The sequence below is a fragment of the Acidimicrobiales bacterium genome (genome assembly GCA_035547835.1).
GTDB lineage: Bacteria > Actinomycetota > Acidimicrobiia > Acidimicrobiales > Iamiaceae > DASZTW01.
The window spans coordinates 183,272-201,591 of the sequence record DASZTW010000005.1 but is presented as its reverse complement, the minus strand read 5'-3'; the positions used below and the strand labels follow the sequence as shown (position 1 = coordinate 201,591).

At 71.3% G+C, this 18,320-nt stretch carries 18 protein-coding genes; 9 read left to right on the top strand and 9 right to left on the bottom strand.

Annotated elements, in window-relative coordinates; translation table 11 throughout:
- Positions 1-100: 100 nt before the first annotated feature.
- The 6 genes from VHA73_03365 to VHA73_03340 all read right to left on the bottom strand — a co-directional run bounded on the left by VHA73_03365 (position 101) and on the right by VHA73_03340 (position 8,437).
- Positions 101-1,135, bottom strand: a complete 1,035-nt coding sequence (locus VHA73_03365; GenBank protein ID HVX17048.1) for an NAD-dependent epimerase/dehydratase family protein — start codon at positions 1,133-1,135, stop codon at positions 101-103.
- The gene (locus VHA73_03360) at positions 1,132-2,535 is read right to left on the bottom strand and encodes an aspartate aminotransferase family protein (protein ID HVX17047.1); all 1,404 of its coding nucleotides are present in this window, start codon (positions 2,533-2,535) and stop codon (positions 1,132-1,134) included. Before VHA73_03360 ends, VHA73_03365 begins: the two co-directional genes overlap by 4 nt.
- Positions 2,536-2,545: 10 nt before the next feature.
- Entirely contained in the window at positions 2,546-4,516 is a 1,971-nt protein-coding gene (locus VHA73_03355; GenBank protein ID HVX17046.1) for a neutral/alkaline non-lysosomal ceramidase N-terminal domain-containing protein, read from the bottom strand.
- Between the two features lie 10 nt (positions 4,517-4,526).
- Positions 4,527-6,233 carry an acyl-CoA synthetase gene (locus VHA73_03350; GenBank protein ID HVX17045.1) on the bottom strand — a complete coding sequence of 569 codons (1,707 nt, stop codon included), beginning with the start codon at positions 6,231-6,233 and terminating at the stop codon, positions 4,527-4,529.
- Positions 6,234-6,249: 16 nt separating this feature from the next.
- On the bottom strand, positions 6,250-7,839 hold the full coding sequence (locus VHA73_03345) for an AMP-binding protein (protein HVX17044.1): 1,590 nt from the start codon (positions 7,837-7,839) through the stop codon (positions 6,250-6,252).
- A gap of 139 nt (positions 7,840-7,978) precedes the next feature.
- A complete protein-coding gene (locus tag VHA73_03340; protein ID HVX17043.1) occupies positions 7,979-8,437 on the bottom strand; it encodes a MaoC family dehydratase in 459 nt (152 codons plus the stop codon).
- 20 nt (positions 8,438-8,457) lie between these two features.
- Here VHA73_03340 and VHA73_03335 point away from each other — a divergent pair, with 20 nt between their 5' ends.
- Positions 8,458-9,267 carry a sugar phosphate nucleotidyltransferase gene (locus VHA73_03335; GenBank protein HVX17042.1) on the top strand — a complete coding sequence of 270 codons (810 nt, stop codon included), beginning with the start codon at positions 8,458-8,460 and terminating at the stop codon, positions 9,265-9,267.
- A 30-nt stretch (positions 9,268-9,297) separates the two neighbouring features.
- On the opposite strand, the gene rlmN is transcribed toward VHA73_03335, so the two are convergent.
- Positions 9,298-10,392 carry a 23S rRNA (adenine(2503)-C(2))-methyltransferase RlmN gene (rlmN, locus tag VHA73_03330; GenBank protein ID HVX17041.1) on the bottom strand — a complete coding sequence of 365 codons (1,095 nt, stop codon included), beginning with the start codon at positions 10,390-10,392 and terminating at the stop codon, positions 9,298-9,300.
- A 69-nt stretch (positions 10,393-10,461) separates the two neighbouring features.
- Between rlmN and VHA73_03325 the strand changes: the two genes are divergently transcribed.
- Positions 10,462-11,196, top strand: a complete 735-nt coding sequence (locus tag VHA73_03325; protein HVX17040.1) for a VIT1/CCC1 transporter family protein — start codon at positions 10,462-10,464, stop codon at positions 11,194-11,196.
- Positions 11,197-11,325: 129 nt separating this feature from the next.
- Positions 11,326-11,943 (top strand): DUF4389 domain-containing protein, encoded by a 618-nt coding sequence (locus VHA73_03320; GenBank protein ID HVX17039.1) that lies wholly within the window; start codon positions 11,326-11,328, stop codon positions 11,941-11,943.
- Positions 11,944-12,068: 125 nt separating this feature from the next.
- Here VHA73_03320 and mshD read toward each other — a convergent pair whose 3' ends face one another.
- Positions 12,069-12,650, bottom strand: coding sequence for a mycothiol synthase (gene mshD, locus VHA73_03315; GenBank protein ID HVX17038.1), 582 nt, complete (start codon positions 12,648-12,650; stop codon positions 12,069-12,071).
- Between the two features lie 49 nt (positions 12,651-12,699).
- On the opposite strand from mshD, the gene nth reads away from it, so the two are divergent.
- Positions 12,700-13,362, top strand: a complete 663-nt coding sequence (nth, locus tag VHA73_03310) for an endonuclease III (protein HVX17037.1) — start codon at positions 12,700-12,702, stop codon at positions 13,360-13,362.
- A 218-nt stretch (positions 13,363-13,580) separates the two neighbouring features.
- On the opposite strand, the gene VHA73_03305 is transcribed toward nth, so the two are convergent.
- Positions 13,581-13,778: a hypothetical protein gene (locus VHA73_03305; GenBank protein ID HVX17036.1), complete on the bottom strand. Its 198-nt coding sequence runs from the start codon at positions 13,776-13,778 to the stop codon at positions 13,581-13,583.
- 52 nt (positions 13,779-13,830) lie between these two features.
- Here VHA73_03305 and hisD point away from each other — a divergent pair, with 52 nt between their 5' ends.
- The 5 genes from hisD to VHA73_03280 are packed head-to-tail and all read left to right on the top strand — an operon-like array spanning position 13,831 to position 18,302.
- Positions 13,831-15,141, top strand: a complete 1,311-nt coding sequence (gene hisD, locus VHA73_03300) for a histidinol dehydrogenase (GenBank protein HVX17035.1) — start codon at positions 13,831-13,833, stop codon at positions 15,139-15,141.
- Positions 15,138-16,259, top strand: a complete 1,122-nt coding sequence (gene hisC / locus VHA73_03295) for a histidinol-phosphate transaminase (GenBank protein HVX17034.1) — start codon at positions 15,138-15,140, stop codon at positions 16,257-16,259. Before hisD ends, hisC begins: the two co-directional genes overlap by 4 nt.
- Positions 16,256-16,855 carry an imidazoleglycerol-phosphate dehydratase HisB gene (hisB, locus tag VHA73_03290; GenBank protein ID HVX17033.1) on the top strand — a complete coding sequence of 200 codons (600 nt, stop codon included), beginning with the start codon at positions 16,256-16,258 and terminating at the stop codon, positions 16,853-16,855. The genes hisC and hisB overlap by 4 nt, the downstream gene beginning before the upstream one ends.
- Positions 16,852-17,547 carry an imidazole glycerol phosphate synthase subunit HisH gene (gene hisH / locus VHA73_03285; protein HVX17032.1) on the top strand — a complete coding sequence of 232 codons (696 nt, stop codon included), beginning with the start codon at positions 16,852-16,854 and terminating at the stop codon, positions 17,545-17,547. Before hisB ends, hisH begins: the two co-directional genes overlap by 4 nt.
- The gene (locus VHA73_03280) at positions 17,547-18,302 is read left to right on the top strand and encodes a 1-(5-phosphoribosyl)-5-[(5-phosphoribosylamino)methylideneamino] imidazole-4-carboxamide isomerase (protein HVX17031.1); all 756 of its coding nucleotides are present in this window, start codon (positions 17,547-17,549) and stop codon (positions 18,300-18,302) included. The genes hisH and VHA73_03280 overlap by 1 nt, the downstream gene beginning before the upstream one ends.
- Positions 18,303-18,320 lie beyond the last annotated feature (18 nt).

Sequence of the window (18,320 nt, the reverse complement as noted above, 5' to 3'; positions counted from 1 at the left end):
GGAACGTAGCGGTCAATTCACCCGTCGTGCCGTGCGCGCCCGCCGTGCCGCGGGTGGGGCGGTGTGGCGCGGTCCGGTTCGTCCGCCGGCTGGCGGCCCGTCAGCCGGCGGGGGCGTAGCCGTGCGCGCGGAACCAGTCGGCGGCGCGGGCGAGGGCGGCTTCGGGCGGTCCCGACGTGTAGCCGAGCTCGGTGCGCGCCCGGGTGTCGTCGAACGGCATGGGTTTGGCCGACATGCGGGCTGCCTCGAGCGGGACGTGCGGCTCGCGGCGCAGCAGCGTTCCCTCGAAGAAGTCGCTGGCCCGTGCCGCGCCGAGCGCGACCCATTCGGGGACATGGCGGGTCGGTGCCGGCAACCCCGTGTGGTCGGCCAGCACGTGCAGCAACTCGGCGAGCGTGAAGTCGCGACCGCCGAAGATGTAGCTGCGACCCGTACGCCCACGCTCGGCCGCCAGCAAGTGGCCTTCGGCCACATCGGCGACGTCCACCACGTTGAGGACGGTGTCGACGAACCCCGGCATCTGGTGATTCAAGAAGCGCAAGATGGTGCCGCCGGTGGGGGTCGGCGCACGGTCGCCGTCGCCGACGGGGAACGTCGGCATGCCGAGCACGACGTCAGCCCCTTGCGCCGCGAGACGGAGCGCCTCGTGTTCGGCGACGTACTTCGAGCGCTTGTAGTGGCCGTAGAGCTGGTCGATGCGTGGGCGTTCGGATTCGGTGGCGGGCTGCCGATCGGCCCGCAAGCCCAAGGTGCCGACGGTGCTCGTGTACACCGTCCGGAGCCCGGCAGCGCCCGCCGCTTCGATCACGTGGATCGTGCCGTCGACGTTGACGTCGTAGAACACGTCGGGGTCGGGCGCCCAGAACTTGTAGACGGCGGCGGTGTGGATCACGAGGCTCGTGCCCGCCACGGCATCCATCACTGCGGCGCGGTCGCGCACGTCGACGTCGGCCCGCTCCACGTCGAGACCTTCGAGCTCGAGGGCAGGGTCGCCCGGCTCGACCATGGCGCGCACACGACACCCCCGTGCCAGCGCAGCCTTCACGATGTGCGAGCCGATGAACCCGGCAGCGCCCGTGACGAGGACGAGGTCGTCGTCGCCGACGGGCCGGACGAGCGGATTCGGCACGCTCACGACTTGTGCTTCCTCCTCGCCTTCAGGCCGCGCGTGGCGAAGTCGCGCCCGAGGCGAACGGTGGACGTGCCCATGTGACGCGCTTTGCGAAGCACGTCGTCGAGCGCGGTCACGAACCGCTCGACCTCGGCGGGGCCGGCCACCAGCGGTGGGAGGAGCTTCACGATGTTGACGTCGTCGGCGGCGACTTGCGTGAGGATCCGGTGATCGTTGAACAGCGGCCCGACGACCATCTGCGAGAACAGACCGTGACGCATCGCCTGCAGCAGCCGGAACGCCGCCTTGCCGGGTGCGGCGGAAGGCTGGTCGAACTCGATGCCGATCATCAAGCCGAGGCCACGGACATCGCTGATCATGTCGTGGTGGCCGGCGAGCTGCTTGATGCCGTTGGTGAGCAGCGCGCCCGTGCGCCGGGCGTTGCTGAGCAGGTCTTCCTCGTCGAGCACGTGGAGGAACACGTGGCCCGCCACGGCGGCGAGCGTGTTCTGTCCGAACGTGGAGGAGTGGACCATGGCGCGATCGAGCGAGCTGTACGTCGAGCGCCAGATGTCGTCGCGGCACAAGGTGGCCCCGACCGGGATGAAGCCTGCGGAAAGCGCTTTGGCCATGGTGACGAGGTCGGGCTCGATGCCGGCGTGCTGGTAGCAGAACAGTTCACCGGTCCGCCCCAAGCCGGTCTGCACTTCGTCGATCACCAGCAGCGCGCCGTGCTGGTGGCACAGCTCGAGGGCACCGCGCAGATAGGACGGTGTCGCGATCTCGACGGTCTTGCCCTGGATCGGCTCGATCACGAACGCAGCCACGTCGCCGCGGCGGAGCTCGGCCTCGAGCGCTTCGAGGTCACCGAACGGCACCGGGGCGGTGCCCGGCAGCAGCGGCTCGAAGCCCTCCCGGAACTCGGCACCACCGTTGAGCGCCAGCGCGCCGGTGGTCAGGCCGTGGAACGCGTGGTCGCAGTAGACGATGCGCGAGTGGCCGGTGTGGCGCCGGGCGAGCTTGATGGCTGTCTCGTTGGCTTCTGCGCCGCTGTTGCCGAAGAAGCAGCGCGACAGCCCGCCGCCCGCGCGGTTGACCAGCTCCTCGGCCAGCAACCCGGCCAGCAACGGCGTGTCGAACTGCACCAAGTGCGCGAGGTCGCGGTCGAGCGCGTCGACCAGCGCGTCTTTGACGACCGGGTGGTTGCGACCGAGCGCGAACACCCCGAACCCGGCAAGGAAGTCGAGGTAGTCGCGACCTTCGTCGTCGTACAGCAGGCAGCCGTCGGCCCGTACGTAGCGGCGGTCGAACCCGGTGAGCTCGAGGACGCTGACCAGTTGGTGGTTCAGGTGCGCGTGGTGGATCGCCGGCGCGTCGGCCACGCGGGCGAGGAGTGCGTCGAGGTCGAACGGTGTCGTGCCCACGGGACCTTCTTTAGTCGAACGCCGGGGAGCTGAGCGAGGCGCCACCACCGGTGGCGACGATGAACCGGTGGACGCGGCCGGCCCGCAGGTCGGGGTTGAACCAACGGGCCCGGTAGCGGTGGCGGCCCGGCGGCGACGCGTCGCCAAGGTGCGTGACCTCGACGTCCCAGCCCTGGTCGTCGACCGGTCGCCCGTCCGCGATGGCTGGCCGCCATGTCGTCCCGTCGTCGTCGCTTGCCTCGACCGACACCATCGTGCGGTGCCAGCACAGCGTGGTAGGCGGGCCGCCGATCCATTCGAACGACCAGTGCCCGTCGACCGTCGGCGCGGGGTCGGTGAACGTCGGTTTCCCGTCCGGCTGGGCGGGCGGGACTTCGGGGGGTGCCACCGGCGATGGCAGGAAGCGGCGCACTTTCAGGTCCCACGACCGCGACGCCGCCACGTCGTGGAACCAGCCGTGGGCGAGGGTGTGGTGGGCGACTTCTGCCGCGTGCGCCGCGAGGAACGCCTGCGTGCGGGGTCCGTACAGCGTGTGGCCGCCCTCGTACCACTGCTGGCCGTACTCCTCGGCGGTGGCCACGTAGCCGCAGTACTCGTTGGCCACCGACGACACGACGACGCGGTCGACCCCACCTCGGCCCGCTGCGCTCTCGTCGAGCGCAGCCCACGCCGCAGCCGCGATGCGCCGCCCCGACTCGACGGTGATCTCGAACGGCAGGCCGATCAGCGCCGTGTCGGCCAACCGGAGCACTTGCACCGGGATGATGCGCGGCATCGAGCGTGGCGGCACGACCAGCGGCTGCAACCACCGTGAGCCGATGACCCACTTGGCGCCTTGCGGTCCGGGCCGGCCCCACCGCCTGGGGTGACCGGGCGTGAACGGCGGCAACTTGTCGAGCACGGGGGTCGTGTTCTCGGTGGCGCCGGCCACCAGGGCCGCGCCGACCGCCCCGCGGCGCGGCAGCTCGATCTCGCCGATGCGCCGCGACCGGTCCAAGTCGACTTCCCGCAAGCCGGCGCCGAGCTCGACGTCGGTGCGCAAGTCCTGGGCCAGCGACGCCCAGAGCTCGTGCGCGGCTGCACCGATCGTTCGCCCGATTCGGCGAGCTTCCACGTGGCCGGCCATACCTGGACGCAGCGCGGGAGCGACGTCGGCGTGGGTGCCTTCGACCGCGCCCACCACCGCCCGGGCCCCCGCCGAGGCTTCGATGCGGCGGTCGAGCTCACCGGTGAGGTAAGCCCACACATCGGCGTTGTAAGAGTGCGTTCGCTGCGGGACGCCGGTGCCGTGGATCGAGAACACCGCGAACGCGGCGAGCGGCCGGGGTGCGTCGCCGTCGACCCGGTCCGCACGGATCACGTGCAGCTCGGGGTTGACGGCCGACCACTTCCGTTGGGGTTCCGTCCGCTTGTCGGCGACGGTCTCGTTCTCGACGTGCGCGGGGTGTGATCGGTTCCGGGTCGAGCCCCACACGTCGGCCGTGCCGATCGCCAGCGACGCGGGGCCGGCCCCGGTCACGGCCTCGGTGACCGCGCCGCTGATCCGCTCGACCAGGAAGTCGACCCAGCCTGGGTCGAACCCCGACCGGTTCGAGGCGAACCGGTTGTAGAAGTCGGTGCCGAGGAACTGGCCGGGCCCGGCGTGGGTGTGGGTCGCGCCGATGAACAGACCCGGCAGGCGGACCCTGGTGGTCGCCGCGACGGCCTCCGCGACGCGGTGCTGGAGCACCGACGATCCGCCGAGCAGGTCGCAGGCCACCAACGCCAGCGGCGTGGTGCCGTCGTCGAGGTACAGCACGCGGGCGCGCAGTCGGGTGTGGAAGCCGTTGCCGTCGTGCGCGTTGGCCGAGTACCCGGCTTTCGGCAACCCGGGCGGCGGGGTGATGTCGACCTCGGCGGCGCCGGCGATCAGCCCCGGCCCGCCACGCGGCGCAGGCCGCTCGAGGGCCGGCCGGACCGAGAACCGGGCGCGCTCGCTCACGCCGACTCGCTCATGGCTGGTCCGCGGCCGGCGCTTCGACGGCCTGGGCGCGGGCCCAGCGGTAGTCGGCCTTGCCCGCTGGCGACCGCACGAGCTGAGGCAGGTAGATGAACTGCTTGGGGAACTTGTAGCGGGCGATGTGCTCGGCGGCTTCGGTGAGCAACTCATCGTCGGTGACGGTTTGCCCTTCGTGCACTTGCACGAGTGCCACCACCTCGTTGCCCCACCGCTCGCTCGGCCTGCCGACCACCACCACGTCGTACACCGCGGGGTGCTGCGCGATGGCCTGCTCGACCTCCTCGGCGAAGATCTTCTCGCCGCCGGAGTTGATGGTCACCGAGTCGCGGCCCAGCAGCTCGATCTGGCCGTTGTCGAGCAAGCGGGCGCGGTCGCCCGGCACCGCATAGCGCACACCGTCGAGCTCGACGAACGTACGGGCGGTCTTGTCGGGATCGCCGAGGTACCCGAGCGGCACCCGCCCCTGCTCGGCCAGCCAGCCCGTGCCGTCGTGACCAGGTGGCAGCACCTTGGTGAGGTCCTCATCGAGCACCACCGTGGCGGGCCCCGCGTTGAACGTGCCGCTGGACACCGCGCCGGGTGCCGATACCGACATCATCTGGGCGCCGGTCTCCGACGCGCCGACCCCGTCGATCACCAGCGTGCCCGGCAGCTGGTCGAGCAGGCGCTGCTTCAGCGCAGGGTTCAGCGGCGCGCCGCCGTTGGAGATCGCCACGATCGACGAGATGTCGTGCGCACCGTTCTCGAGCTCCTCGACGAGCGGCCGGGCGAAGGAGTCGCCCACGATCATGACCGTGTTGACGTTCTCCTGCTCGACGCGGCGCCAGATGCCGGGAGCATCGAGGTGCTCGACGTCGTCTTGGATGATGATCGTGCCGCCGTTGGTGAAGGTCATCCAGCTCGCCCATTGCGCCGCGCCGTGCATGAACGGCGGCAGCGGCATGATCCGGAGCCCGACCTCGGCCGCGGCCGCATGGTCGGCGATCGCTTCGTAGCTCTCGTACTCGTTCGCGGTGCCGAAGACGCGGCCGCCCATGGCCCCGACGTAGATGTCGTCTTGGCGCCACAGCACCCCTTTCGGCATGCCGGTCGTGCCGCCGGTGTAGAGGATGTACAAGTCGTCGGGCGACGGCTCCACCCCCGGGGGTGGCTCGGGTGAGGCCGCCGCGAGCGCGGTCTCGTAGTCGATGGCGCCGGGCAGCAGGTCGTTGTCCGACTCGTCGGCCACTTGGAGCAGCAGCGACAGGTCGGGGGCGTTGGCGCGCACTTCGGCGAGCACCGGTGCGAACCGGGCGCTGTACACGAGCGCGCGAGCCGCGCTGTTGCGCAGGAGGTACTCGAGCTCCTCCGCGACATACCGGTAGTTGACGTTGAACGGCGCCACCCGGGCCTTGTACGCGCCGATCATCGACTCCAGGTACTGGTTGCCGTTGTGAAGGTAGAGGCCGAGGTGGTCTTGGCCCGACTCGTGGCCGGCCAACCCGGCACGCTCCACACGCACACCGAGCCCGTGCTCGTGCAGCACGTTGGCCACGCGGTTGGCACGTGCGACGAGCTGGCGGTACGTCATCCGCAAGTCACGCCACACGATGACCTCGCGGTCGGGCAGCCGCTCCGCCACGACGTCGACCACTTTGGCCAAGTTGTAGGGCACGCGGGCGGGGGGTGCTGCAGGATCGGTCACGGCGGGATCGGCCACAGCCGCCTCCTCGGAACTAGGGAACTGGGTGGGTGGCCCGCTCGGTGGCGCCGTCGCGGGCAGATCGACCGGCGACCATGCGCGCCCAGCGGTGGTCGGGCTTGCCGTTGCTGAGGCGGGGGATCGCGGGGACCACTTCGATGCGCCGGGGGGTCTTGAAGCCGGCCAGATGCTGGCGGCAGTGGGTGATGAGCACCGACGGGTCGACGAGGTCGTGCGGGTCGAGCGCGACGACCGCGGTGACCCGTTCGCCCCACCGCTCGTCGGGCACGCCCACGACGACGGCGTCGATGACGGCCTCGTGGTCGACGAGGACCGCTTCGACTTCCTCGGCGAAGATCTTCTCTCCGCCCGTGTTGATGATCCGCTCGCTACGGCCGAGCAGCACGACGGTGCCGTCGGTGTCGACCGAGGCGAGGTCGCCGGTGAGTGCCCAGCGCTCGCCGTCGATGGTGATGAAGGTGCGGGCGGTCCGTTCGTCGTCGCCGTAGTAGCCGAGCGGCACACGACCGCGCCGGGCCAGGCGTCCGACGGCGCCCGATCCGGGCACGACGGGACGAAGTCCGTCGTCGAGCACGGCGGTGCCGGGACTCGCGACGAAGCGGCGCAGGCCCGAGGCCGCCTGGCCGGGGAAGACGGCCATCTGCCCGCCGCTGCCGGTCTCCGTGGTGCCGTAGCCGTCGACCACGGCGGCGCCGGGCAAGTGGTCGAGCAGCGCCGCCCGGACCGGGCCCGACAGCGTGGCGCCGCCCGACACGACCACGAGCAGGTCGCCGAGCTCCCAACGCCGCGGCGCCGCGTCGAGGGCTTGGGCCAGCGGGCGGCCGAACGCATCGCCGACGATCACGAGGTGGGTGACCGAGCAGCGCTCGACGCACGTCCACACCGCCTCGGGGTCGAACCCGGTCGTGTGGCCGAGCACCACCGTTCCGCCAGACAGGAGTGTGATGAGCGCAGTCCATTGGGCGGTGCCGTGGGTGAGCGGGCTGGCGGGGAAGAGGCGCACGCGGGCGCCGTCGGCCGCATGGCTGCCCTGCAGCGCGCTGAGGTACAAGTCCTCGTGACGCCACAGCACCGCTTTGGGGGTGCCGGTGGTGCCGCCGGTGCACAGCAGGTAGTGATCGTCGCCGCTGCGTGGGTGGTCGGGCCGGGCGCTGCTCGCCCCGGCGATGGCCGCGTCGAGCTCGGAGCCGGCCGACAGGCGGTGGATGTCGCGCTGCACTCCACGGTCGGCGGTCAGCCCGATCGCCGCGCCGACGGCCCGGGTGAGGTCGGGTTCTGGTTCGTGGATCACCGCGCGCAGGTCGGTGCTGGTGAAAAGTGCCCGCAACTCGGCGGCGGTGTAGCGCAAGTTCACGTTGACGGGCACCGCCCGCACCGTGAACGCCGCGAACAGGGTTGCGAGGTGGTCGACGGTGTTGCGCAGTGCCACGCCCACGTGGTCGCCCGCGCCGATGCCTTCGGCGGCGAAGACGTTGGCGAGGCGGTGGACGCGGTCGACGAAGTCGCAGTAGGTCACGTCGGACCCACCGACTCGGATCGCCGGCCGCGTGGGCCGCTCTTCGGCGACCTGCTCGAGCAGGTCGGCCAGGTTCGCTCCCCCCACGGCGGCGACGGTAGTGGTCACCGCCCGACCGGTGAAATCCGTGGCGGCGCCTGCCCGCAGGGCACGCGGCGGCGGTGCCCCGCGGCGCCCGTGCCCACGGGTTCAGACGGCGGGACCGACACGCTGATCGCTGGTTTGATCAGACGAAGTAACGGAACAGCACCTCGGCGACGCAGGCCGGCTTGTCGGCGCCTTCGACCTCGAAGGTGATCCGCAACTTGATCTGCACCCCGCCGGCCACGTCGGCCACGTCGAGGAGCTCGACGCCCGCCCGGAGTTTGGCCCCGACGGGCACCGGCGAGGGGAAGCGAACCTTGTCGGCCCCGTAGTTGACGCCGAGCTTGAAGCCTTCGATGCGGACGGTCTGCGGGAGCAGGCGCGGACCGAACGACAGCGTGAGGTAGCCGTGGGCGATCGGCCCGCCGAACGGGCTCTCGGCCTTGGCGCGCTCCACGTCGACGTGGATCCACTGGTGATCACCGGTGGCTTCGGCGAACTGGTTCACCATCTCTTGGGTGACTTCAACCGATGGGCTGTACCCCAGGTGCTGGCCGACGTTGGCCTTGAGGTCGTCGATGCCGTTGAGAACCTTGGTCATGGCCTGCATGATGGCCGACGATGACCGACGGTGAGAACTCCGGCGAACCATCGCACCCGCCGCTCGCGGGGGTGGTGCTCGCGGCGGGCGCCGGCGCCCGGTTGTGGCCACTCACCCGTGAGCGCGCCAAGGCGCTGTGCCCGGTCGGCAACCGGCTGCTGGTCGACTTGGCGATCGAGCGTGTCCGCTCGGTCGTGGGCGCGGTCGCGGTGAACGTCCACCACCACCGTCTCCAGGTCGAGGAGCACTTGGCGCGCCACCACCGTGACGTGACGGTGTCGGTGGAGGAGCCCACGGCCCTCGGCACCGCAGGCGCCTTGGGCGAGTTGCGGGGTTGGCTCGACGGGCGTGGCGCGCTGGTGACCAACTCCGATGCCTGGCTCCCGGTCGCGCCCGGCGAGGTGGCCTCGTTCGTCGCCGGATGGGACGGCGAACGGTCCCGCCTGTGGTGCGTCACCGACCCGGCGCGCGGCGATTTCGGCGATCATCGCTACATCGGCGTGGCCTTGGTGCCGTGGTCGGTGATCCGCGGGTTGGCCGCGCGCCCGTCGGGTCTGTACGAAGCATCGTGGCGTCACGAGGAGGTCGCCGGGCGGCTCGACCTCGTCACCCATCGCGGACCGTTCACCGACTGCGGCACGCCACGCGACTACCTCACGGCCAACTTGGCGTCCGAAGGGGCGACCGCGCAGGGGGTCATCGCTCCTGGGGCGCGCGTCGAAGGCGAGGTGGTCCGCAGCGTGGTGTGGCCGGGGGCCAGGGTGTGGCCGGCCGAACGGCTGGTCGACGCCATCCGCACACCGGCGCAGACCGTGCTGATCCGCCCGTGACGCGCCGGTGACACGCCCGTCGGTCGCCGCTCAGGCGCGACGTGCGGGTGCGGCCACGGCGATGGTGTGGTTGGCGCGGAGCTGACCGCACGCCGCGTCGATGGAGCGGCCTCGCGTCTGGCGCACGGTGGCGTTCACGCCTCGCTCGCGCAGCTCGTCGCGGAACGCTGCGACCCGCACGGGCGGGGTGCCCGACACGCCGTAGCCGGGCGTCGGGTTGAGCGGGATCAAGTTGACGTGCGCCCGCAACGGGCGGGCGAAGGCGGCGAGCTCCGCTGCGTCGCGTTCGCGGTCGTTCACGCCGTCGATCAGCGCCCACTCGAACGACAGCCGCCGGTTCCGGACGGCCAAGTACTCGTGGCATGCCGCTGCGAGCCGGCGGAGCGGATAGCGACGGTTGATCGGCACCAACTCGTCGCGCAGCTCGTCGTTGGCGGCGTGGAGGGAGACGGCGAGGTTGACCGGCAGGGGAGCGGCCGCCAAGCGGGCGATCCCGGGCACGATGCCCACGGTCGAGACCGTGAGATGCCGGGCGGACAACCCGAGGTCGGCGTGCATCCGCTCGATCGCGCGCCACACGTTGTCGAAGTTCGCGAGCGGCTCACCACCGCCCATCAACACGACGTTGTCGAGGCGGCGGCCAGCGTCACGGCAACGCCGCGCGGCGCGCACGACCTGCTCCACGATCTCGCCCGAGGTGAGGTGGCGGTCGAAGCCGCCCTGACCTGTCGCGCAGAACGAGCAGGCCATGGCGCAACCCGCCTGGCTCGAGACGCACACGGTCGAGCGGTCGGTGTAGTGCATGAGCACCGATTCGATGAACTTCCCGTCGCGCAGCTCGTACAGCCACTTGACGGTCTCGCCGGCGTCGGCGGCCTGCTCATCCGCGATGCGCAGCCCGGCCGGCAGCTGCTGGTCGAGCCGGGCGCGCAGCGCTTTCGGGACGTTGGTGATCTCGGCGGGTTCCCGTCCGGCGTGGATGGCCTGCCAGACCTGGTCGACCCGGTAACGAGGCTCGCCGGCCAGCAACCCGGCCAGGGCGTCACGGTTGACCTCGAATCGGGTGGGGCCCTCGTAGCGCGCGGTGACCAGCGGGGCTGAGGGCTGCTTCACGGGATCCGGCATGCCTGCCCCAGGCTACGGGGTCACCTTCCTTCGTGGAACGGAACGAGCGGCGCGGCTTACCGTCGCGGCATGCCATCCGCGGTGCGACACCGTGCCCCGTCCCCGCCGTCGAGGGAGCATCACCACCGTGATGTCCGCGGCGGCGCGGCGCGTGCCGCCGTGTTCGGGGTGAGCGACGGGCTGGTCACCAACGTGTCGCTGATCTTGGGCGTCGCCGGGGGGCAGGCGTACGGCGGTTACGTCCGCCTCGCCGGCCTGGCTGGCCTGATCGCCGGCGCCCTGTCGATGGCGGCGGGCGAGTACAACTCGATGCGCGTGCAGTCCGAGTTGCTCGAACGCGAGCTGGCGATCGAGCGCGTGGAGCTGCGCCGGAACCCCAACGTCGAGCGGGCCGAGCTGGCCCGCATCTACGAGTCGCGTGGCGTCCGTCCCGACCGTGCCCTCGCCATGGCAACCGAGCTGATGGCCGATCCCGAAGTCGCACTCCAGACCCATGCGCGCGAAGAGCTCGGCATCGACCCGACGCGGCTGGGCTCGCCGAAGTCTGCCGCGCTCGCCTCGCTGTTGGCCTTTGCGCTCGGCGGGCTCATCCCGTTGGTGCCTTGGCTGTTCGCCGAAGGCACCGCGCCCATCGTCGCTTCGGTGGCCCTGGCGGTCGTGGCGTCGGTGGCGCTCGGGTTCTTGATCGCCCGCTTCACGAACCGGTCGCCGTATCGCACCGCGGCTCGCCAACTCCTGTTGACCGCCGTGGCCGCCGCGACCACGTGGGGCATCGGCCACCTCATCGGCATCAACGTGCACTGACCCCCGGCACCGCGCGCCTCGCGACGCGGCGACCCGGAGGTGGAGGGGGTGGGCGCGCTGAGGTGGTCGGCTCGGCGCGGGGTGTGAGAACCATCGCACGGCCGCGGCCACGTCGATACGGTTCGCGTCATGGAACCAACGTCGGCGGCTCCGGCCGCGTTCGACCCAGCGGGCTACCCGGTGCAGGCGGAGGTCGTCACCCCCGCCCAGCTCGACCGGTGGCGCGTGCTGCAGTGGATCGCCGCGATCCCGCACTTCGCCATCTTGTACGTGCTGCGCGCGGCCCTTCAGGTGGTGGCGATCATCGCCTGGTTCGCGATCTTGTTCACGGGCCGATATCCCGAGGGCCTGTGGGACTTCTCGGTCGGGGTGATGCGTTGGGAGTGGCGCGCGTCGACGTACGCGCTGTTCCTGCACGCGAAGTACCCGCCGTTCCAGCTCGACAGCGGCGAGCAGGACCCCGGCAGCGAGCCGGCGCTGTTCGCCGTGTCACGGCCCACCGAACGGAATCGTCTCACCTGCGCGCTGCGGATCATCTGGGCGATCCCGGCTGCGTTCATGGCGGCGGTGGTGGGGATCGGCGCCGCAGTGGTCGCGGTCATCGGCTGGTTCGTGGTGCTGTTCACTGGTCAGTGGCCCGACGGCATGCGCAGCTTCCTGGTCCGTGCGCTGCGGCTGGAACAGCGCTTCACCGCGTACCAGTACCTCCTGGTCGACGAGTACCCGCCCTTCAGCCTCGACGCTTGACCGACCCCGCCCCGAAATCCCGCCCGAAAACCTCGCTGCTGTGAGCAGAAACCCACGCCACAGGTGGCCAAGTGCTCACAGCAGGGGTTTGTGGGGTCCGCCGGGGGAGGCGGGTCGGGAGCGGGTCAGGAGTAGACGCGGTCGGTGTGGTGGTGGGTGAAGCCGAGCGACGCGTAGAGCTTCACGGCCGGGGTGTTCACCGCGTCGACGTACAACATGGCGGTGTCGATGCCGTGGTGGTGGAGCCAGTCGAGGCCGGCCACCGTCATCGACCGGCCGAGCCCGAGCCCTTGGAACGCGGGGTCGACGGCGATCACGAATATCTCCCCCAAGACGGGGTCGGGCGCGGCGGCGGGATGGACCTTGGTCCAGCAGAACGCCGCGAGCTGCCCGTCCCGCTCGTGGAGGAGGAAGCCCTCGGGGTCGAACCAGGGCTCGGCCATGCGGGCGTGGAGCCGTTCGATCGTGTAGTCGCTCTGGTCGGGGTGGTCGGCGAAGGCGCGGTTGTTGACCTGGATCCACGCCCCCTCGTCGGCGGTCCCGGGCCGCAGCGCCCGAGTGGCCACCGCCGGCGCGGCGTCGACCAGCGGCAGCGGGACGCGGAGCTGATACAAGTCGCGCCGGTGGTGCAAGCCGCGCGCCAGCGCCTCGGCGTCGGTGGCCGCGTCGGGCCCGCTGACCACCCACGAGCGCTCGGACCCGGCCATCGACGGCACCGTAGTTCGACCCGGCGCCGGCCCCGGTACCGTTCCGGCGATGGCAGCCACCCGACGTCCCCGATCGCCCAAGGGCCGAGCCCGCCTCACCCATGAGCGGCTGGCCGACGAGTATCCAGGCGATGCCGTCGCGCTGTGCGAGCTCGACCACCGCAACCCGTTCGAGCTGCTGGTCGCCACGATCTTGTCGGCACAGACCACCGACGTACGGGTGAACGCGGTGACGCCGGAGCTGTTCGCCCGTTACCCGTCGGCCCTGGAGTTGGCGGCAGCCGATCCCGCGGATGTGGAGCGGATCGTGCAGTCGACCGGCTTCTACAAGAACAAGACGAAGAGCTTGCTGGGCATGGCGAACGCGCTGGTCGAGCGGTTTGACGGGCAGGTGCCCGAAGCCATGGCCGACCTCGTCGCCTTGCCGGGCGTGGGCCGCAAGACCGCCAACGTGGTCCGTTCAGTGGCGATGGGGCTCCCGGGGCTCCCCGTCGACACGCACGTGCAGCGGGTGTGCCGCTTGCTGGGGCTGATCGCCGAGACCGACCCGGTGAAGATCGAGTACGAACTCAACCCGATGGTGCCGGCGGACGAGCGCGGGGTCTTCAGCTTGCGGGTGATCTTGCACGGCCGGCGTGTGTGCATCGCGCGCCGTCCCAAGTGCGCGGAATGCGTGCTACAGGACTTCTGCCCGTCGGCGTTCGCGGGATGATTCGCCCCACCGGCGGACGCGCTGGCGGTCCGGCCGAAAACAAGTGACGGCGCCCACGAGGGGCGCCGTCACTGGTGACTCGGGCGGCGGATCCCTGAGTCACCCCAGAACCAGGTGGCGGGTACCTGGTCTGTTGCTCACGTTACTCAGACTCGGGTCTGGTGGGGATAAGAAAGTCGGGAACTTTTGAGATTTGTGGCGAATCTCTCGCACCGCGTTCATCCCAGCGCGCGCTCCGCGCGAACCAGCGATCGCCTGGCGGTGCGGAGCGACCGTTCCACCTCGTAGATGGTGGCGGCGATGTGCTCGGTCTCGGGGCTCTCGAGCGACTTGGCGAGCTCGGCGACCCGGGCGCTGAGGTCGTCGATCACGCTCGACATGGCCGACATCTGGACGCGGGGGTCGGGCGGCGACATCGGGCCAGTTAACCCTTCCGGGGTGGGTACGGGCGACCGGTAGCCTCACCACGTGCTCACCCGCATCGACGTCCGAGGCGTGACCCGCGGCCTCGCGGAACTGCTTCCTGCGCCGAAGGCCGACGCGTCGGGCCCGGTCGAGGTGGTCCGCGAGGTGCTCGACCGAGTGCGAGTCGAGGGCGACGCGGCCGTGCGGGCCTACACGAAGCAATTCGACGGTGCCGCGATCGCCGACGTGCGGGTTCCCGCAGCTCAGATCGACGCGGCCCTCGCGTCGATCGATCCCGATCTCCGAGCCGCGCTCGAAGCGGCCGCCGGCGCCGTGGCTGACTTCCACCGCCACGCGTTGGCCGCGACCGCTTCCCCTTCGACGTACGAGCGGCGCGAAGGCGGCGGCACCGTCCGGGTCGACACCGTGTTCCGTCCCGTCGAGCGTGCGGGGGTCTATGTGCCGGGTGGCCGAGCGCGCTACCCGTCGAGCGTGATCCACACCGCCGGGGTGGCGAGCGTCGCGGGTGCCGGGTCGGTCGCGCTGTGCTCACCGCCCGGCCCCGACGGCGAGATCCCCGCCATCACGCTGGCCGCCGCCGCCATCGTGGGGGTCGACGAGGTGTACCGCGTGGGCGGCGTGCAAGCCGTGGCCATGCTGGCGTTCGGCACCGAGTCGTGCCGCCCGGTCGACGTGATCGCCGGGCCGGGCAACGTGTACGTCGCCACCGCCCAGCGCGAGGTCGCCGGCCGCGGCCTCGTGGGCGTCCCTTCCGCGTTCGCGGGCCCGTCGGAGATCGTGGTGCTCGCGGACGAGACCGCGCGGGTCGAGTACGTCGCGGTCGACATCATCCTCCAGGCCGAGCACGGTCCGGTGGGGCAGTCGTGGGTCGTCACCTGGTCGCCCGACGTCGCCGACTCGGTGGAACGAGAAGTGGAGCGCCAAGTCGCCGCGGCGCCGCGGCGCGGTGACATCGAGGCGAACTTCGCGCAAGGCGGTTACCTCGTGCTGTGCGACGGGCCCGAGCAAGCCTGCGACGTCGCCAACGTCGTGGCCGCGGAGCACCTCGAGATCCTCACCGCGGAGCCCGCACGGCTCGTGCGGGCGATCCGCCACGCAGGCGCGATCTTCTGCGGGCCATGGACCCCGTCGTCGGTGGGCGACTACGCGGCTGGCCCCAGCCACGTGCTCCCCACCGCCCGCACGGCGCGGTTCGGCTCCGCGCTGTCGGTCCGCGACTTCCTCAAGGAGGTCCACGTGGTCGGCGTCGACCGGCCGGCCCTCGACGCGCTCGCTCCCACCATCGAGACGCTGGCCGAGGCCGAGGGGTTGGTGGCGCACGCCGAGTCCGTGGCGCGGAGGGTCCGCGCGTGAGCGCCTCCGGATCGAAGCCGACTGCCATGGCTGGGTCGACACCGAGGGTCGCGCCGCGCGACGACGTCGCGTTGATGGAGGGCTACCACTCTCCACAAGTCGCGGTCGACGTGCGGCTCAACACCAACGAATCGCCGTTCCAGCCACCCGCGGCGTTCGTCGACGAGCTCACGGCGGGGATCCGCGCTCTCGACTGGCACCGCTACCCCGACCGCGAGGCCACCGGCTTGCGCACGGCGATCGGCAAGCTGCACGAGGTCGGTCCCGAGCAGGTGTTCGTGGCCAATGGATCCAACGAGGTGCTGCAAGTGCTGCTCCTCACGTACGGAGGCGCGGGGCGAACCGCTGCGGTGTTCGAGCCGACGTACGCGTTGCACAGCCACATCGCGCGGCTCACCGGCACGGAGGTGGTCGTGGGCGCACGCGACGAGTCGTTCGGGCTCGATCGCACAGAGCTCGACCGCTTGCTCGCGCAGCGCGCCCCCGACGTGTTGTTCCTGTGCTCGCCGAACAACCCCACGGGCCTGGCCGAGGACCCCGAGCTCGTGCGGCACGCGCTCGGCGCGGCGCCTGGTCTGGTGGTGGTCGACGAGGCGTACGGGCAGTTCGCGCCGTGGAGCGCGCTCGATCTCGTCGGTCCCGATGTGCCGCTCGCGGTCACCCGCACGTACTCCAAGACCTGGTCGATGGCCGCGGCCCGCCTCGGTTACCTCATCGGGCCGCCATGGTTGGTGGCCGAGCTGTGGAAGGTGGCGCTGCCCTACCACCTCGACGCCATGAAGCAGCTGGCAGGGCGGCTCGCGCTCGACCACGCCGCGGAGATGGAAGCGCGGGTCGCGGCGATCGTCGAGGAGCGAGGTCGGATCGAGGCGGGTCTCGCCGACCTTGACGTCGATGTCTGGCCGTCCGCCGCCAACTTCATCTTGTTCCGGCCGCGCGGCGTCGGTGGCGACGAGGTCTGGCAGCGCTTGGTCGACCAGTCGGTCCTGATCCGCAACTGCGCGTCCTGGCCCGGCCTCGAAGGCTGCCTCCGGGTGACCGTCGGGACCGCTGACGAGAACACCCGGTTCCTCGCTGCGCTCCGGCGCGCCCTGGGCGAAAGGCCGAACCCGACATGACTTCGACCCGGTCCGCCGGCCGCAGCCGCACCACCAAGGAGACCGACATCTCGGTGACCCTCGACCTCGACGGCCCGACGGGGCAGGTCGAGGTGTCGACGGGTCTGCCGTTCTTCGACCACATGCTCGACCAGCTCGGCCGCCACGGCGGCTTCGATCTCCGGGTCGAGGCCAAGGGCGACTTGCAGGTCGACGGGCACCACACCGTCGAGGACACGGGCATCTTGATCGGGGAGACGTTCCGCGAGGCGCTCGGCGACAAAGCGGGCGTTCGGCGGTTCGCGAGCGGGCTGTACCCACTCGACGAGGCGCTGGTCGAAGTTGCCCTCGACTTGTCGGGCCGGCCGTTCGTGGTGTTCGACGTGCCGTTCGGTGAAGTCCTCCCGCTGGGCGATCCGCCCTTCAACCCGGAGATGTCCGAGCACTTCTGGCAGTCGTTCGCGACGGCAGCCGGCATCACGCTGCACGTCACCAAGCGAGCCGGGGTGAACACCCACCACGTCGTCGAGGCCACGTTCAAGGGCGTGGCGCGCTGCTTGCGCGACGCGGTGCGCGTCGAAGGCCGTGGGGTGCCGTCGACCAAGGGCCAGCTGTGAGCGGGGCATCCGTTCCGGGGCCCGGGTCGCGGCCCCGGATCTCGGTGGTCGACTACGGGATCGGCAACCTCCGTTCGGTCGAGAAGGCCTTGCAGCAGGCGGGTGCGGACGCCGCGTTGGAGAGCGATCCGGCGCGCATCGCCACGGCCGACGGGGTGGTGCTGCCCGGTGTCGGCGCGTTCGGGAAGTGCCGCAGCGCGCTGCGCGCGTCAGGCCTCGAAACCGAGGTCGTGGCGCTGGCCACGGCAGCTCGCGATGGCGGGGGCGTGCCGTTCCTCGGGATCTGCGTCGGCATGCAGCTGCTGTTCGACGGATCCGACGAGTCGCCCGACGCACCCGGCCTCGGCCTGCTGCCGGGTCACGTGACGCTGCTGCCCGACGGCGTGAAGCGGCCGCAGATGCAGTGGAATCGCCTCGACCCGGTGCAACCCCGCCACCCGCTGTTCGCGCAGATGCCGGCTCACCCGTGGGCGTACTTCGTCCATTCGTACGCCGCGGTGGTTCCGGACGCCGGCAGGGCCTGCGTGCTCGCCACCTGCGATTACGGCGGTCCGATGGTCGCCGCCGCGGGGCTCGGTCGCTTGGCGTCGACGCAGTTCCACCCCGAGAAGTCGAGCCGCGACGGGCTCGCGCTCCTTCGCGCGTTCGTGGGCCAGTGCGCTGCCGTGCGAGCCGGCACGAGCGCGGCCTGATGGACCTGTATCCCGCCATCGACTTGCGTGACGGTCGCTGCGTCCGGCTGTACCAAGGCGACTTCGCCCGAGAGACCGTGTACGGCGACGACCCGGTCGCGCAGGCCCGCCGGTTCGCCGCCGCGGGGGCGTCGTGGTTGCACGTGGTCGACCTCGACGCGGCGCGCACCGGTGACCCGCGGAACCGTCCGGTGATCCTCGACGTCGCCACCGCCTTGTCCGGTACCAGCGCGTCGGTGGAGGCCAGCGGTGGCGTGCGCGACGACGCCGCGGCCACCGCGCTGCTCGACGGGGGCGTGCACCGGGTGGTCGTCGGCACCGCCGCCCTCGACGACCCCGACTGGGTGCGGGACCTCGCCGCGCGCCATCCGGGCCGTGTCGCGGTGGGACTCGACGCCCGCCGCACCGCCACGGGTTGGGAAGTGGCCGTGCGGGGTTGGGTCGAGGGTTCCGGGCGTGATTTGTTCGACGCCGCCGCCACGTTCGCCGGTTCGGCCGTCGCCGCGCTCGTCGTCACCGAGATCGGGCGCGACGGCACGCTCGCAGGCCCCGATGTCGACGGGCTGGCCCGCGTGCTGGACGCCACCGACCTGCCGGTGGTCGCGTCGGGGGGCGTGGGCACCCTCGCCGACCTCCAGACGCTCGACTCGTTGGAAGTCGACGGCCGGCGCCTCGCCGGGGCCATCGTGGGCCGCGCGCTCTACGAAGGTGCGTTCACGATCGACGAGGCGCTCGCCGCCGTCGCGCCGGCCTGACCGGCCCGAGGTCGGGGC